Source organism: Streptomyces sp. PU-14G (assembly GCF_041028275.1).
Taxonomy (GTDB): Bacteria; Actinomycetota; Actinomycetes; order Streptomycetales; family Streptomycetaceae; genus Streptomyces.
In genome coordinates, this window is sequence record NZ_JASKYT010000186.1 from 1 (window position 1) to 15945 (window position 15945).

General features: G+C 74.0%; 15 protein-coding genes and 1 riboswitch. Of the genes, 8 read left to right on the forward strand and 7 right to left on the reverse strand.

What is annotated here, in order from left to right; genetic code table 11:
- Positions 1-452: SAV_6107 family HEPN domain-containing protein (locus tag AB8Z75_RS21000; RefSeq protein WP_369204267.1), on the reverse strand; the 452-nt coding region annotated here is incomplete at its 3' end.
- 340 nt (positions 453-792) lie between these two features.
- Between AB8Z75_RS21000 and AB8Z75_RS21005 the strand changes: the two genes are divergently transcribed.
- The 4 genes from AB8Z75_RS21005 to AB8Z75_RS21020 all read left to right on the forward strand — a co-directional run bounded on the left by AB8Z75_RS21005 (position 793) and on the right by AB8Z75_RS21020 (position 6276).
- Positions 793-1623, forward strand: a complete 831-nt coding sequence (locus AB8Z75_RS21005; protein ID WP_369204241.1) for an ATP-binding cassette domain-containing protein — start codon at positions 793-795, stop codon at positions 1621-1623.
- On the forward strand, positions 1595-3925 hold the full coding sequence (locus AB8Z75_RS21010; RefSeq protein WP_369204243.1) for a YhgE/Pip family protein: 2331 nt from the start codon (positions 1595-1597) through the stop codon (positions 3923-3925). The genes AB8Z75_RS21005 and AB8Z75_RS21010 overlap by 29 nt, the downstream gene beginning before the upstream one ends.
- A gap of 59 nt (positions 3926-3984) precedes the next feature.
- Positions 3985-4611, forward strand: a complete 627-nt coding sequence (locus tag AB8Z75_RS21015; RefSeq protein WP_369204245.1) for a TetR/AcrR family transcriptional regulator — start codon at positions 3985-3987, stop codon at positions 4609-4611.
- A 207-nt stretch (positions 4612-4818) separates the two neighbouring features.
- Positions 4819-6276, forward strand: coding sequence for a phytoene desaturase family protein (locus AB8Z75_RS21020; RefSeq protein WP_369204247.1), 1458 nt, complete (start codon positions 4819-4821; stop codon positions 6274-6276).
- Between the two features lie 99 nt (positions 6277-6375).
- Here the strand turns inward: AB8Z75_RS21020 and AB8Z75_RS21025 are convergent, their stop codons facing one another.
- The 5 genes from AB8Z75_RS21025 to AB8Z75_RS21045 form a co-directional block, all read right to left on the reverse strand.
- On the reverse strand, positions 6376-7548 hold the full coding sequence (locus tag AB8Z75_RS21025; RefSeq protein WP_369204249.1) for a hypothetical protein: 1173 nt from the start codon (positions 7546-7548) through the stop codon (positions 6376-6378).
- A gap of 37 nt (positions 7549-7585) precedes the next feature.
- Positions 7586-8512, reverse strand: a complete 927-nt coding sequence (gene metF / locus AB8Z75_RS21030) for a methylenetetrahydrofolate reductase [NAD(P)H] (protein ID WP_369204251.1) — start codon at positions 8510-8512, stop codon at positions 7586-7588.
- A 116-nt stretch (positions 8513-8628) separates the two neighbouring features.
- Entirely contained in the window at positions 8629-9345 is a 717-nt protein-coding gene (gene thiE / locus AB8Z75_RS21035; protein WP_369204253.1) for a thiamine phosphate synthase, read from the reverse strand.
- A gap of 116 nt (positions 9346-9461) precedes the next feature.
- Entirely contained in the window at positions 9462-9836 is a 375-nt protein-coding gene (locus tag AB8Z75_RS21040) for an Rv2175c family DNA-binding protein (protein ID WP_369204255.1), read from the reverse strand.
- 33 nt (positions 9837-9869) lie between these two features.
- A complete protein-coding gene (locus AB8Z75_RS21045; protein ID WP_369204269.1) occupies positions 9870-11063 on the reverse strand; it encodes an NAD(P)/FAD-dependent oxidoreductase in 1194 nt (397 codons plus the stop codon).
- A gap of 168 nt (positions 11064-11231) precedes the next feature.
- A riboswitch (TPP riboswitch) is annotated at positions 11232-11346 on the forward strand.
- On the opposite strand from AB8Z75_RS21045, the gene thiO reads away from it, so the two are divergent.
- From thiO to AB8Z75_RS21060, 3 genes are all read left to right on the forward strand, one after another.
- Entirely contained in the window at positions 11343-12533 is a 1191-nt protein-coding gene (gene thiO, locus AB8Z75_RS21050) for a glycine oxidase ThiO (RefSeq protein WP_369204257.1), read from the forward strand. (Overlaps the previous riboswitch by 4 nt.)
- Positions 12530-12751, forward strand: a complete 222-nt coding sequence (thiS, locus tag AB8Z75_RS21055) for a sulfur carrier protein ThiS (protein ID WP_369204259.1) — start codon at positions 12530-12532, stop codon at positions 12749-12751. The genes thiO and thiS overlap by 4 nt, the downstream gene beginning before the upstream one ends.
- 8 nt (positions 12752-12759) lie before the next feature.
- Complete coding sequence (locus tag AB8Z75_RS21060; protein WP_369204261.1) at positions 12760-13557, forward strand: thiazole synthase; 798 nt, start codon at positions 12760-12762, stop codon at positions 13555-13557.
- Positions 13558-13719: 162 nt separating this feature from the next.
- Here the strand turns inward: AB8Z75_RS21060 and AB8Z75_RS21065 are convergent, their stop codons facing one another.
- Positions 13720-14757, reverse strand: a complete 1038-nt coding sequence (locus tag AB8Z75_RS21065; protein WP_369204263.1) for a LysR substrate-binding domain-containing protein — start codon at positions 14755-14757, stop codon at positions 13720-13722.
- Between the two features lie 292 nt (positions 14758-15049).
- On the opposite strand from AB8Z75_RS21065, the gene snpA reads away from it, so the two are divergent.
- Positions 15050-15742: a snapalysin gene (gene snpA, locus AB8Z75_RS21070; protein ID WP_369204265.1), complete on the forward strand. Its 693-nt coding sequence runs from the start codon at positions 15050-15052 to the stop codon at positions 15740-15742.
- Positions 15743-15945: the final 203 nt, after the last annotated feature.

A 15945-nucleotide genomic window follows, 5' to 3' on the forward strand; every position in this document is an offset into this window, starting at 1 on the left:
GTGCGGGGCCGGGGCAGCGCGGGCTGGGAGACGAGCATGCGCTCGACCAGGCGCAGGAACATCCCGGCGTGGTGGACGAGCTCGTCGGCCTCCTGCCGGCTGGCGGCCCCGGCTATCCCCGCCTCGGCGCGGGCCCGGCGCGGGGCGCCGGAGGCGAAGAGGGCGCTCCACTCGGCGAGTTCGGGAGCCACTTCCGGCAGGACCTCCCAGGCGCTGCGGATCGCGTGGCGGCGCGGGCGGCGGACGGTGCCGCCCCTGCGGGCGGCCTCCGGTTCGGGCCTGCCCCGGACGGCGAGCACGGCGGCTGCCGTCCGCAGGGCGGCGAGGTGGGCGGCGGCGTAGCGCTCGTTGGCCGTCTCGCTCTCGGCCGCCTCGTCGAGCCCGTGTTGTGCCTGCGCGAGCAGGTCCAGCGCGGCGGGCGGAGCGGTGGCTCTGCGGAGCACCGGGTGGATGTCGTCGGCGGCACCGGGCCGGCCCCAGGTGCCGTGGTGGCGGGTGGAGGGCGTGGTCGGCTGCGGGGACGCGGGGCGCGCTCCCCGAGAAGGTCGCGTCACGTGAATCAACCTCCCGTCGGTCGAAGCCGGTTCGACGAACCGGTCGTCTCCACACATCGTGGCGCATGGCACTGACAGCCACGCTGACCAGCACAAACAGGCCGCAATCCCGCGCAGGGGGCGGCCCGGTTGGCCCGCCGGACACCGGCTGCGGCATACTTTGAACTGACCGGTCAGTACAAAGAGGATCGCGTGCCGCGCCGCGGACACGCAGCGGGCAAGCCAGCGGGAGGGTGCCGTGGCACAGGTGCGGGGAGCCGCCGTCTCGGCGGCGGACTTCGGGCTCGACGGGCCGCGCGGTCCCGTCTTCGAGGGGGTCGGCTTCGCGGCCGAGGCGGGAGCGCTGATCGCGGTCACCGGCCCGTCCGGTTCGGGGCGCACCTGTCTGCTGCTCGCCCTGACAGGCCGGATGAAGGCCGGGCGCGGGCACGCGAAGGTCGCGGGGCATCCGCTGCCGCGGCGGATGGCGGCCGTCCGGCGGATCGCCGCTCTCGGCCCGGTCCCCGGCGTCAACGACCTGGACCCCGCGCTGACCGTCACCGAGCAGGCGCGCGAACGCGTGCTGCTGCGGCGCCGCTTCGGCAGTCCGCTGCGCTCGCTGCTGCGGCCCCGCGCCCAGCGCGCAGCCGCGAGCCGGGAGAAGCTCGAACAGGCCCTGGCCACCGCGGGCCTGGACCTGGACGCGTTGCCCAAGGGCGGCCGTACGGCCGTACGGGATCTGGAGCGCCTGGAGGAGCTGAGGCTGTCGGTGGCGCTCGCCCTGCTGGGCGATCCCGCGCTGCTGGCCGTCGACGACCTCGATCTCAAGCTGTCCGAGGCCGAACGCGAGACCGCCTGGGCCCTGCTGCGCACGGTGGCGGACACGGGCGTCACGGTGCTCGCGGTGTGCAGCGAACCGCCGGGCGAGGGCGCCGTGGTGGTCCGCACCCGTACCGACGACGCGGAAGCCGGGAACCAGACGGACGACGGCGACCGGGTGCCCCGCGGCGAGGCGACCGCCCGGGAGACGGACCAGGAGACGGACGAGGAGGGGGCGGCCGATGCGAGCGCCGAGGCTGGCCGCGCTTGAGCTGAAGCGGTTCGGCAGGGGGCGGCTTCCGCGCGCGGCGATGGCCGCGATGCTGTTGCTGCCGCTGCTGTACGGCGCGCTGTACCTGTGGTCGTTCTGGGACCCGTACGACCGCCTGGACAAGATCCCGGTGGCGCTGGTGAACGAGGACCAGGGCGCCACCGCCGAGGGCAAGAAGATCACCGCGGGCGACGACATCGTGCACGGACTGCACGAGAGCGACTCGTTCGACTGGCAGGAGACCAGCGCCGAGGACGCGCGCGAGGGCGTGGAGGACGGGCGGTACTACCTGTCGCTGACCGTGCCCGAGGACTTCAGCGAGCGGGTCTCCTCCAGTTCCGGGGACTCCCCTGTCACGGGCGCGCTCAAGGTGCGCACGAACGACGCGAACAACTACATCGTCGGGCAGATCTCCCGCACCGTCTTCTCCGAGGTGCGGGCCAGCGCCTCCAGCAAGGTCTCGCGCGGCTTCTACGACAAGATCTATCTCTCGTTCTCCACGCTGCACGGCAAGACCGCCGACGCCGCCGAGGGCGCGGACGATCTCGGCGACGGCATCGGCAAGGCCAAGGAGGGTGCGGGCAGGCTCAAGGGCGGGCTGGGCGAGGCCGAAGGAGGCAGCGGCAGCCTCAGGGACGGCACCGCGACGCTGCACGAGGGCGCAGGCACTCTCGCTTCCGGCGCCGGTCAGGTCGCGGAGGGCACCCAGAAGCTGGCCGACAAGGTGAACGGCGCGGCCGGCGCCGTACGCCCGTTCCTCGACGAGCACAGCGGCGACATCGGCGAGGCGGCGCGGGGCGTGGCCCGCACGAGCAAGACGCTCAAGAAGAACCTCGGCAAGCTGCCCGACGCGGCCCGGCGCGCGAAGACGGACTCGCGCGAGGCCGCCGACGCCCTCTCGACGCTGTACGAGAGCCGGTGCGGCAAGGACACCGGTGGCACCGGCGCACCGACCCGGCCGGGCCCAGGTCCGTCCACCACCCCGGAAGGCGGCGCTCCGGCCCCGCACGGGCCCACGGGCGGCGGGCCCGCCGGAGAGTCCACCGACGCACCCTCCGGGGAGTCCGCCAACGCACGCTCCGGCGGCTCCGCGGACGGCCCACCGGGGAAGCCGTCGGCCGACCGGCCCGGCGGCTCGTCCCCCGGCCCCACGCAGGGCGCCGGGCGCGACGCCGGTGAAAGGCTCACCGCGGAGTCCTGCCCGCAGCTGAAGAAGGCCGTCGACGCGGCCGAGCGGTCCGCCACGCTCGCGGCGAAGGTCGACGGGTACGTCAAGAACGAGAAGAACCTGGACGAGCTCGGCGGCCACCTCGACGACCTCGGTACGGCCGCCACCGCGCTCGCCGACCGCGCTCCGCACCTCACGCAGGACGTGGACGCGGCCGTACGGCAGATCAACAAGCTCAACAAGGGCGCCCACGCGGTCTCCTCGGGGGCGCACACGCTCCAGACGGGGCTCGGCACCGCCAAGAACGGGGCCGCCACGCTCGACACCGGGCTCGGCAGGCTGTCCGACGGCGCCGCCGCCCTCGACGGGGGCCTGTTCAAGCTGGCGGACGGCTCGGGGAAGCTGGCGAGCGGCCTGCACGACGGCGTCGAGCAGATACCGGACCTGGGCGAGAAGGAGCGCGACGCGCGGACCGGTGTGATGGCCGACCCGGTCGGCCTGGCCTCGCACAAGGCCCACGCGGCGCCCAACTACGGCACGGGTTTCGCGCCGTACTTCATCCCGCTGTCCCTGTGGGTCGGTGCGATGGTCGCCTACATGCTGCTCCAGCCGCTCAACAAGCGCGCGCTGGCGGCCGGTGCGCCCGGCTGGCGGATCGCGCTGGCGGGCTGGCTGCCGGTGGCCGCGATCGGGGTGGCGCAGGTGGCCGCGCTGATGAGCGTGCTGCACTGGGCGCTGGGGCTCCAGCCGGCGCGCGGGGCGGCCACGGTGGGCTTCCTGCTGCTGGTGGCGGCCTGTTTCGCCGCGATCGTCCAGTTCCTCAACGCCCGCTTCGGACCCGCGGGCAGAATCCTCGTGCTGGCGATGCTGATGCTCCAGCTGACCTCGGCGGGCGGTACGTACCCGATCCAGACGAGCCCCGGCTTCTTCAACGCGCTGCACCCCTTCCTGCCCATGAGTTACGTGGTGGACGGGCTGCGGCACCTGATCACCGGCGGACAGCCGTGGCCGGTGTGGCGGGCGTGTCTGGTGCTGGTCGCGTTCGCGGTGGGCGCCCTCGCGCTGACGGCGCTCACCGCGCGCCGCAAGCAGGTGTGGACGCTGGAGAGGCTCCGCCCGGAGATCTCGCTGTGAGCTCTGGGCACGGGCGCCGTGCGGGCGGGGCGGTCGGGCAGGCGGAGGAGAATGGCCGCATGACGAGTGCCCGCACCCCCAGTTCACGCAGCCGCAGCGCCACCCGGGACAAGCTCTTCCAGGCGGCCGTGACCCTCATCGCCGAGCAGGGGTTCTCCTCCACCACGGTGGAGGAGATCGCCGAACGGGCCGGGGTCGCCAAAGGCACGGTCTACTACAACTTCGCCAGCAAGACCGAGCTGTTCGAGGAGCTGCTGCGGCACGGGGTGGAGCTGCTCACCACCGACCTGCGGCAGGCCGCGGAGGGGGCCGCGCAGCGGGGCGGCAGCAGGGTGGACGCGCTCGACGCCATGGTCCGCGCCGGGCTGCTGTTCATCGACCGCTACCCCGCCTTCACCCAGCTGTACGTCGCCGAACTGTGGCGCACCGGGCGCGCCTGGAACGACACCCTGCTGATGGTGCGGCAGGAAGCCGTCGCCGTGGTGGAGGGCGTCCTGCGGGCCGGGGTCGCCGAGGGCGAGCTCAGCGAGGACATCGACATCCAGCTGACCGCCGCCGCGCTGGTGGGCATGGTGCTGGTCGCCGCGCTCGACTGGAAGGCCTTCCAGCCCGAGCGCTCACTCGAAGACGTCCACGCGGCCCTCTCCCTGCTGCTCCAGGGCCGCGTCGCCGGCCGCCCCCGCTAAGCCTCCCCCGCAGACCGTTCCCGGGAGGGCGACCGGTCTCGTTCCGCGGCCCCGTGTCAGCGGTCCGGTACCCGCGCCCTCCCGTGGCCCTCACTCTGCCGCCCGCACCGGCCCGCCTCCATCGGCGTTCCTACTCAAGAGTCCGCCTGAGTACGCCTACCTAGCCGCCCCGCAGAAGCGTGCCCGGAGAGGCTAGAGTCGCTGGTCATGGGACGGATTGCGGTGGTCGGTGCGGGGCTGGGGGGCATGGCGGCGGCTGCGCGGCTGGCCGTCGCGGGCCACGAGGTGACGGTGTACGAGCGGGGCGACACGCACGGCGGCGCCGTGCGCCGGTACAGCCGCGACGGGTTCGCCTTCGACACGGGTCCTGGGCTGCTGCACCTTCCGGCCGTCTACCGCGATCTGTTCGTCAAGACCGGCCGTGAGCGTCTCGAGGACCTGGTGGACCTGGTGCAGGTGCCGGTCACGGCGCGGCACGTCTTCCAGGACGGCACGGGCGTCACGCTGCCGAACGCCTCCCGGGGCAAGGTGGTCGCCGCGCTGGACGACGGGCTCGGCGCGGGCGCGGGCGAGCGCTGGGCACAGCTGCTGACCCGGGCCCGCGAGGCGTGGGAGGCGTGTCGGCGCCCGCTGCTGGAGGAGCCGCTGCGCGAGGAGCCGACCTCCCGGGGGGTGCTGGTCCAGGACGGCGCCTATCCCGCGCTCCGCGGGAGGGGCCTGTCGCGTCTCTCCCGGCTGCTGAAAGCGCGGGGTGCCCCCAGGACGACGCTCGCCGAGGTCGCCGAGGACGAACTGCGTGATCCGCGGCTGGCGGCGATGCTGTGCGGTGGCGTGCGAGCCCACGGGCTGGACCCGGCGCGGACTCCGGCCGGCGCGGCGATGCTGGCCTACATCGAGGACTCGTTCGGTACCTGGTACGTGCGGGGCGGCGGCATGCGGGCGCTCGCCGACGCGCTCCACGAGCGGTGCCGTCAGCGGCGGGTGGCGTTCCGCTTCGGGTGCGAGGTGGCGGCCGTGCGGGAGAAGGACGGGCGGACGGCCGGACTGGAGCTGGCCGACGGTACGGCGGTCGACGCGGACGTGGTGCTCGCGGGCGGCGGGCCCGCCGCGCCGGGCGGGCCCGCCGACACGGGCGCGGGGGCGGCGCGGCTGACCGTGCTGCTGGCACTGCGCGGTGCCCGCCCGCAGGGGACCGCGCACCGCACGCTGGTGCACGGCCCCCCGGGGCCTGGCGGACCGCTGACGGTGCTGCGCCCGGACGATCCGGCGCTGCGGCCGGACGACGCGCACGAGACGGCGGTGCTCAGCGTCCCGGTGCCGCCGGGTGCGGTGGCCGGGAGCGCCGAGGCCGAACGGCTGGCCGAGCGGCTGCTGGCCGCGGCGGACGAGGCCGGTCTCGGACTGGGTGAGCGGCTGCTGTGGCACGAGGTGCGTACCCCCGCCGACAACGAGGCCGAGACGGGCGCGCCGGGCGGCCGGGTGCCGCCGCCCTCCCTGCCGGGCGGGGGCGGCGCCTTCCTGCGTCCGCCGAACCAGGCGCCGCTGCCCGGCCTGTACGCGGTCGGCGGCTGGTCCCACCCGGGCGGCGGGCCGGCCGCGGCGGGGATGTCGGGGGCCATGGCGGCGGGCCTGGTCCAGGACCCGGACTGGCGCGGCTCGGTCTGAACCCCCGCCGCACGCCAGGACGAACGGGCACCGCGAGGACGGGAGGGCGGCACCGCCAGGACGGGTGGGCCGGCGCCCGGACTCGTCGGGTGCCCGGGCTCAGTACCTGCCGTCGCCGTAGTAGCCCTGCGGGTAGGGGTGGGCCTGCTGCGGCTGCGCCCAGCCGTCGGCGGAACCGTCCCCGTAGTGGTTACCGTCCGCGGGGTCGGCCCCGTAGCCGTAGGGGTCCTGCGGCTGGTCCTGCGGCAGCGGCGGGCCGCCGTCGCGCTGTTGGGGTACCCACACGCCGCCCGGCGGCGTCTCGGGCACGTCCGGGTAGTACGGCTGCGGTGCGGGCTGCTGCGCGGCCGGGTATCCGTAGCCGGCGTACTGCCCCTGCTCGTCGCCGCCGTAGGTTCCGTAGCCCCCGTACGGGTCGGGGGACTCCTGGTACGCCTGGTAGTCGGGGTACTGGGCGTGCTCCGGGTAGCCGAAAGCGCTCTGGTGGGCCGGGCCGTCCGCTCCCGGGCTCTCGTAGAGGGGGTTTCCGTGGTGCCCGTAGTCCCCGTACCCCTGCGGGGGGTAGGGCTCGCCTGGGCCGGCGTCGTACGCGTAGACCTGCGTCTCCTCGGGTGCGCCGCCGAAGACGGAGGGCTCCTCCTCGTAGCCGCCGTACCCGGAGGAGGGGGCGTAACCCTGGTGGCCGTCGTAGGCCGGTGCCTGGCCGTAGCCCGGTGTCCCGGCATAGCCGGGGTCGCCGTACCCGGGGCCGCCGTACCCGGCGGGCCCTTCGCTGTCCGGCTGTTCGTAACCGGACCCCCCGTGGCCCGCCTCCCCGTAGCCGGACTGCCCGTATCCGGCCTGTCCGTAGTCGTCCACCGGCTCGGGGAGCGGAACCTGGATCGGCGTGGTCTCGGGTGCGTCGGGAAAGGCCGGGGCGGCGTCGGGGCCGTGGGTGCGCAGGTCGGTGACCTCCAGGGAGGGGTCCGCCGCGCCGGAGGCGGCCCCGGCGCGACGGCGCCGGCTCGCGCCGGGGCCGCCGCGGTAGGACCAGCCTTCGGTGAAGCCGCTGCGGACGGAGAGCGTCACGAAGGTCTGTCCGAGAGCGAAGGCCGCGATACCGAGGCCGATCACGATGACGGACGGCAGCACGGTGGTGCCGACGACGACGGCGAGGAAGCCGCCGAAGGCCAGCAGCCGCCAGCGCAGCCGCGCCTTGTACTGGAGCAGTACCTCGCCCAGCAGCCACAGCGCCACGACGCCGAACGCGATATAGAGGACCGTCCAGCCCATCTACGCCCCTCTTCCGCTCCCCGGCTGCCTCGCGGTCTTAAGGCAGCTGGGCCTTCTGTCGAAGACCCAGATTCTGGTGGATTTCCAGCGTCGCCGTGGAGTGGTTGAGCGTAATGAAATGCAGTCCCGGGACGCCCTCGGCCATCAGCCTCGCACACAAGTCTGTGGCGTACTCGATACCGACAGAGCGTACCGCCGCGGGATCGTCCTCCACCGCTCGGAGTCGTTCCACCATCTCGCCGGGGAGGGTGGCGTTGCTCAGCTGCGCGAACCGCTCGATCTGCTTCACGTTCGTGACGGGCATGATCTCCGGGATGATGGGCGTCGGGCAGCCCGCGGCGGCGACGCGGTCGCGCAGCCGCAGGTAGTCCTCGGCCCGGAAGAACATCTGCGTGATGGCGTAGTCGGCGCCGGCCTTGCACTTGTTCACGAAGTGCTTGATGTCCGCTTCCCAGTCGGTGGAGCGCGGGTGCATCTCGGGGAAGGCGGCGACACCGACGCAGAAGTCGCCGGACTCCTTGATCAGCTCGACCAGCTCGGCGGCGTAGCCGATGCCCTCCGGGTGCTTGACCCACTCCCCCAGCGGATCTCCGGGCGGGTCGCCGCGCAGCGCCAGCACGTTGCGGATGCCGGCGTCGGCGTACTGCCCGATGACGTTGCGCAGCTCGGTCCGCGAGTGGTTCACCGCGGTGAGGTGCGCGACCGGGGTGAGGGTCGTCTCGTTGGCGATGCGCTCGGTGTTGCGAACGGTGCCCTCGCGTGAGGAGCCGCCGGCGCCGTAGGTGACGGAGACGAAGGTGGGGGACACCGCCTCGATCCGACGCAGCGCGTTCCACAGCGTCCGCTCGCCCTTCTCGGTCTTCGGCGCGAAGAACTCGAAGGAGAAGGACTGCTCGCCGCTCGCGAGCTTGTCACGCACGGTCGGCGGACGGTCTGTCCTGGGAGCTGAGATACCGATGGCCATGCATGCAGGCTAACGGCCTGGCCTGCGCAGCGGCTCGGCGCGGAGACGGTAAAGGCGGTTCTGTCCGGTTACCGGATGGCCGATGTCCACCTGGTGGACAGCCGAGCGACTCCGTGTTACCGAGCCGCGCCCGTTTTGTCGCCTTCGGCCGCCTCCCGCAGCCGCCCGGCGAACGAGGCGGCGGCCTCCCCCGGGTCGTCGGCCCGGGTGAGCGCACGGACGACGACCGCCCTGCGGGCCCCTGCCTCCAGCACCTGATCGAGATTCCCGGCGTCGATACCGCCGATCGCGAACCACGGCCGCGCTGCCGGCTCCCCCGCCGTCCTGGCCGCGGTGTGACGGACGAGATCAAGCCCCGGTGCCGGGCGGCCCGGCTTGGTGGGCGTCGGCCAGCAGGGGCCCGTGCAGAAGTAGTCGACACCGGGCTCGCGCAGCGCCGCGTCGGCCTCGGCCGCCGCGTGGGTGGAGCGGCCGATCAGCACCTCACCGCCCAGCAGCGTCCGGGCCGCGGGCACCGGCAGGTCGCCCTGGCCGAGGTGGAGCACGTCGGAGGCGGCGGCGTGCGCCACGTCGGCCCGGTCGTTGACGGCGAGCAGCGCGCCGTGCCGGCGGCAGGCGTCGGCGAAGACGGCGAGGTGCTCCAGCTCCTCGGCCGCCTCCATGCCCTTGTCGCGCAGCTGGACGATGTCCACACCGCCCGCCAGCACCGCGTCGAGGAACTCGGGCAGATCGCCCTGCTCCTTGCGCGCGTCGGTGCACAGGTACAGCCGGGCGTCGGCGAGCCGCTCGCGGGCGGTGGGCGGCGAGACGGCGGCGGGCGAGGTGCGGGACATGGCGGTGTACTTCCCCCCAGGAGGGGGTGCACGGACCGAGGACGGCCCGTGCACCCGGTGGATGTGCGATGGTGCGTGCGGCGGCGGCGCACGTGCCGCCGCCTCGGTTCAGCCGCTCAGACGGCCAGGGCCTGGGCGCGGCGCTTGACCTCCGTGCCCCTGTTCTCCCGCAGGGCCGTCACCGGCGACCCCGGCAGCGACTCGTCCTCCGTGAACAGCCACTCCAGCATCTCCTCATCGCTGAACCCGTCGTCCCGCAGCAGCGTGATCGTGCCGGTCAGGCCCTTCACGATCCGGCCCTCGCCGAGGAAGGCGGCGGGAACCTGCAGCACCCTGTTCCCGGACTCGGCCTCGCGCCGGACGGCGAGCAGCTGCCCCTCCTTCACGAGCTGCCGCACGCGGGTCACTTCGACGTCGAGCCGCTCGGCGACCTCGGGCAGGGTGAGCCAGGCGGGAACGAGAGCATCGGTCTTTGCGTCAATCTCGGTCACGGTCCCCAGACTGCCATCCAGGAGTGACGGTCACTACCGCGCGGCCTTCTTCAGGGCGACGGCCGCGTCGCCGACCAGCACCGGGTCCACGGCCGCGCCCTGCTGGATCAGCTTGCGGCCCTGCGCGAGATCGCGCGGACGGCCGACCGCCAGCAGCGCGGCCAGCCGCTCACCGCGCAGCCAGCACACGCTCCAGGCGGCACCGCCCGGATCACCGCGCCACACCAGCTCGTCGCCCTCGCCGTGGTGCCCCGCGTACTGCACGAAGCGGCCGAACTGCTCGGACCAGAAATACGGCACCGGGTCGTAGTCGACGCTGTCGGCCGCGCCGTCGGCATGCCCCTCGGCCAGCAGGTTCGCGGCCACCGTACGCGGCCCCTGGAGCGCGTTGTCCCAGTGGTGGACCAGCAGCCGCTCGCCGTAGCGGGCCGACGGGAAGGAGGCGCAGTCCCCCACCGCGTACACCCCGGCCAGGGAAGCGCGCAGCCGGGAGTCGGCGCGCACCGCACCGTCGGGGCCCAGCTCGACACCGGAGTCGCGCAGCCATCCGGTGGCCGGGCGGGCGCCGATGCCGACGACGACCGCGCCGGCCGCCAGCCTGTCCCCGTCGGCCAGCAGCACCGCACCCCGCTCGACGCCCGAGACGGCCACACCGGTACGCAGCTCCACCCCGGCCTGCGCGTACCAGGCCCGCATCGGCTCCGAGACCAGCGCGGGCAGGGCGCCGGGCAGCGGCGTGCCGGCGGCCTCGACCACCGTCACCTCGCAGTCGCGCTCACGCGCCGCCGTCGCGAACTCCGCACCGATCCAGCCCGCCCCCACCACGACGACACGGGCGCGCTCGGCCAGCACCGGACGCAGCCGCCTGGCATCGTCCAGGGTGCGCAGCAGGTGCACCCCCGGCACACCCTCGCTGCCGGGCAGCGCCACCGGCTCCGCGCCGGTCGCCACGACCAGGCGGTCGTAGTGCACGGGTCCCGCGTCGGTGACCAGCAGCCGCTCGTCCGCACGCAGCCCCGTGACGGCGCGGCCCAGCTCCAGCTCGATGTCCAGACCGGCGAAGTCGATGTCGAAGAGCGGCGCCTCGGTCTCCTCGCCGGTGCCCAGCAGCACGGCCTTCGACAGCGGCGGCCGGTCGTAGGGGGCGTGCGGCTCGGCGCCGATCAGCCGCACCGACCCCGGCCAGCCCTGCTCCCGCAGCTGCACGGCGGTCTGCACCCCCGCCATGCCGGCACCCACGATCACGACCCGCTGCTGCTCTCCGCTCCCACTCACGCGCTCACTGTATGCCGGTGGGGCCCGCCCGCCCTCGGACGGCCGACCGGGATCGGCTACGACCACCGGCCGAGGCCCTTACCCCGGGGCTGAGCACCGCAGTAGGCTGGCCCCCGTACACCCAGCACACGCGGGAGCCCGGACGCACCGGGCTGAGAGGGAGGCTGAGACGGCCTCCGACCGTCCGAACCTGATCCGGGTCATTCCGGCGAAGGGAGCAGCGGCATCCCCATGCGCGACACGCACTCGGGCCACCCCGACGTCCTCGTCCTCGGCGGCGGCCTCATCGGCCTGGTCACCGCCTGGCGCGCCGCCCGGCGCGGGCTACGCGTCACCGTCGTCGACCCCGAGCCCGGCGGCGGCGCGGCACAGGTCGCGGCCGGCATGCTCGCGGCCGTCACCGAACTGCACTACGGCGAGGAGACACTCCTCGACCTCAACCTCGCCTCCGCCGCCCGCTACCCCGGCTTCGTCGCCGAGCTGGAAGAGGCGTCAGGACTCGACGTCGGCCACCGCGCCTGCGGCACCCTCGCCGTCGCGCTCGACGCCGACGACCGCGCCCACCTGAGCGAGCTGCACGCGCTGCAACAGCGGTGCGGCCTGCGCTCCGAGTGGCTGACCGGGCGCGAATGCCGCCGCCTGGAGCCGATGCTGGCGCCGTCCGTACGCGGCGGGGTCCGCGTCGACGGCGACCACCAGATCGACCCGCGCCGCCTGGCCGCGGCCCTGCTGCGGGCCTGCGCACACGCGGGAGTCGCCTTCCGGCGGACCACGGCGAGGCGGCTCCTGGTCGCCGGCGGCCGGGCCGTGGGCGCCGCCACCGCCGACGGCGGCGAGGTGTCCGCTGGCCAGACCGTCCTCGCGCTCGGCTCGCGCAGCGGCACGCTCGACGGCGTGCCCGCCCACGTGCCGGTGCCGGTCCGCCCCGTCAAGGGCCAGGTGCTGCGGCTGCGGATGCCGGCGTCCGGTGGCGCCCGCGGGCCGTTCCTCTCCCGGACCGTCCGCGCCGTCGTCCGCGGCGGGGCGCTCTACCTGGTGCCGCGCGAGAACGGCGAACTGGTCGTCGGCGCCACCAGCGAGGAACTGGGCTGGGACACCACCGTCACCGCGGGCGGCGTCTACGAACTGCTGCGGGACGCGCACGAACTCGTGCCCGGCGTCACCGAACTGCCACTGGCCGAAACCGTCGCGGGCCTGCGCCCCAGCTCCCCCGACAACGCGCCCCTGCTCGGCCCCACCGCCCTGCCCGGGCTCCACCTGGCCACCGGACACCACCGCAACGGCGTGCTGCTCACCCCGCTCACCGGCGACGTGCTGGCCGAGCTGCTGGCCGACGGCGAGCTGCCGCCCCTCGCCCGGGCGTTCACCCCGGACCGCTTCGCCACGTCCCCCGCCCCCGAGCCGCAGGAGCAGACCGCATGACCTCCACCACCGCGCAGGTCACCGTCTCCGTCAACGGCGAACCCCGCCGGCTGACGGAGGGGACCACCCTCGACCAGCTCGTGACCGCCCTCACCGCCGCACCCTCAGGGGTGGCCGCCGCGCTCAACGAGGACGTCGTCCCCCGCGGCAGCTGGGCCACCACCGCGCTCGGCGAGGGCGACCGCGTCGAAGTACTCACCGCAGTCCAGGGAGGCTGAGCACCACCATGGCCGACGATCCGCTGACCATAGGCGACACCACCCTCAACTCCCGCCTGATCATGGGCACCGGCGGCGCCCCCAGCCTGGACGTGCTGGAGAAATCCCTGCTCGCCTCGGGCACCGAACTGACCACCGTCGCCATGCGGCGCCTCGACCCGTCCGTCAGCGGCTCCGTACTGTCCGTACTCGAACGGCACGGCATCCGCGTCCTGCCCAACACCGCGGGCTGCTACACGGCGGGAGAAGCCGTGCTCACCGCGCGGCTCGCGCGCGAAGCGCTGGGCACCGACTGGGTCAAGCTCGAGGTCATCGCCGACGAACGCACCCTGCTGCCCGACCCCGTCGAACTCCTCGACGCCGCCGAGACCCTGGTCGACGACGGCTTCACCGTGCTGCCCTACACCAACGACGACCCCGTCCTCGCCCGCAAACTCGAGGACGTCGGCTGCGCCGCGATCATGCCGCTCGGCTCCCCCATCGGGTCCGGACTCGGCATCCGCAACCCCCACAACTTCCACCTCATCACCGAACGGGCCACGATCCCCGTCATCCTGGACGCCGGGGCCGGCACCGCCTCCGACGTCGCCCTCGCCATGGAACTCGGCTGCTCCGCCGTGATGCTGGCCTCCGCGGTGACGCGGGCCCAGGAGCCCGCTCTCATGGCGGCGGGCATGCGGTGTGCTGTCGAGGCGGGGCGGCTCGCGTTTCGGGCCGGGCGGATTCCTCGGCGGTGGTATGCCTCGGCGTCCTCTCCTGCGGAGGGCTTGGCCGACTTTGACCCTGAGCGGCCCGCCTTCCGCTGATACCCCAGCCCCTGGGGTGGGCCCCTCATGCGCTGATACCCCCGCACCTGGGGGGTGGCCCCCCATGACCTGCCCTTTCTAGTGGGGCCGCCCACCCCCGAGGGGTGCTCTCTATCCGGGGGGCTCCGCCCCCCACACCCCCCGGAATCGCTTCGCTCGTCCTCAATCGCCGGACAGGCTGAAATCAGCCTGTCCGGCGATTGAGGACCGGGGGTCTGGGTGGAGGTCCCCCCGAACGGAGTCTGGAGTGGTCAGCCAGCGGGCGTAGGCGGGGCTCGACCAGGCGACCGCCTCGTAGGAGGCCCGCAGGGCGGCGAAGACGGCGTCGCCCTCCTCGCCGAGCCCCGTCCCGCGGCGGAAGCCGACGACGAGCCGCACCCCGAGCGGGTCCCCCTCCAGGGGGACGATGGACATGCCGGGCCGCGGCTGAGAGGTGGGCTGGCAGGGCGTGACGACCTCGCCCGCCGCCACCAGGTCGCCGGCGGACAGGTAGTCGCCGTACACGATCCGCGGGTCGACGCCCGCGTCCGCGAACACCCGCCGCAGCCCGTCCCAGTCCCCGTCGACGGACGGGTCGACCATCCATTTCTGGTCCGCCAGTTCGACGAGTGCGACGGCTCGTCCGGCGCGGGCCGCCGGGTGGGGCTCGGGGACGGCCACGAACTGGGGCTCGCGGCGTACCAGGACGCGGAGTTCGACGCCGTCGGGCACCCGCAGCGGCGAGCCCTCAACCTCGTGCACGAAGGCGGCGTCGAGCTGGTTCCCCGCCACCATGCGCAGCAGGGTGTTGGCGGAGACGTCGGTCTGGAAGGTGATGTCGCGCTCGGGAAGCCTCTCGTGGAGGCGCCGCAGCCAGCCGGGGACGGCCCTGCTGCCGGTGCTGCCGAGCCGCAGCCGCGCCCCGGGCCCGCCGGGGCCGAGGCCCGCGGCGTCCTTGGCCTCGCGGACCAGTTCCGTCATCTGCGCGACGATCGGCCGGGCGCGGGTGAGGACGGTGCGGCCGAGCGGGGTGGGCTTGCTGCCGGTGCGCTGCCGGGTGAAGAGCTGACCGCCGACTGCCTGCTCGATGCGGCGCAGCTGGGTTGTCAACGACGGCTGGGTCATGCCGAGTTGGCGGGCCGCCTTGTGCACGCTGCCGGTGTCGGCTATCGCGCACAGTGCACGAAGATGCCTCACTTCGAGCTCCACGCCTGGGAGCATAGCGGCGGTGTCAGTGGTCGTACCAGACGGCGACGGGGCCGCGAAGCGGCGGCCACGGCGCGGTGAACGAACACCGGCCGCCCGCCCCGGTCCCGCCGGGAAGACGGGGTGTCCGGCGCGCGAGGTGATAACCCCGCCCTATCGCCACCTGGCATCATTCCGGAACGCCGTCCGCTCGAACAGACTCTCCCGCAGCGAGAATCCGTCCCCAGAATCCGACCCCAGGGACCGGCGGCGCCCCCCACGCCACGTCCGAGCGGCGCCGGTTCCTCGGACCTCGAGGAGACCCCCCATGAGATACCGCACTTCTGTTCTGTCCGCGGCGCTCGGTCTCGGCACGACCGTCGCCCTCGGCCTCGGCGCCGTCCCCGCAACCGCCGCCGACGCCGGTACCACCGACTCCCACGCCCCGGTCGCCGCCACCTCGCACACCGAAGCGGGCAGCACGCAGGGCTACACCGGGGAGAGCGACCGCCAGAACCAGGAGTTCTTCAAGTTCATCGTCAAGGAGGCCCTCAAGAAGCAGGGGGAGAAGCCCGGCTTCCAGCAGGTCACCGTCAAGTACGACGCGAGCGGGGCGCCCAGCTTCCGCAGCCAGATAGCCAACAGCGCCGCCGTGTGGAACTCCGCCGTCCAGAACGTGCAGCTCGCGGAGGGCAGCGGCGCCAGCTTCGACTACCGCGAGGGCAACGACTCGCGCGGCAGCTACGCCTACACCGACGGGCACGGCAGCGGCTACATCTTCCTCGACTACGCGCAGAACCAGCAGTACGACTCCAACCGGGTCGTCGCGCATGAGACCGGCCACGTGCTCGGCCTGCCGGACAACTACTCCGGCCCCTGCAGCGAACTGATGTCCGGTGGCGGCCCCGGCCCGTCCTGCACCAACGACCAGCCCAACGCGACCGAGCGCGCCCAGGTCGAACAGCTGTGGGCCAACGGTGTCGCCGAGGTGATGTTCGAGAAGGCGGCCATGCTCAGGTGACCCCTTCCGGCGTCTGACCTCCCCCGCACTACCCGGCGCCTGTTCCCGTCCCGGCACCCGGCCCGTTCGCGGCGCCGGGACGGCGGCCGGGCACCGGCTGCTCCACCGGGGCTCCGCCCACCGGCTCAGAGGGCCGCCCTCCTGCCACCCCCCACCCCGGCCCGTCCTGCACCAACGACCAGCCCAACGCGACCGAGCGCGCC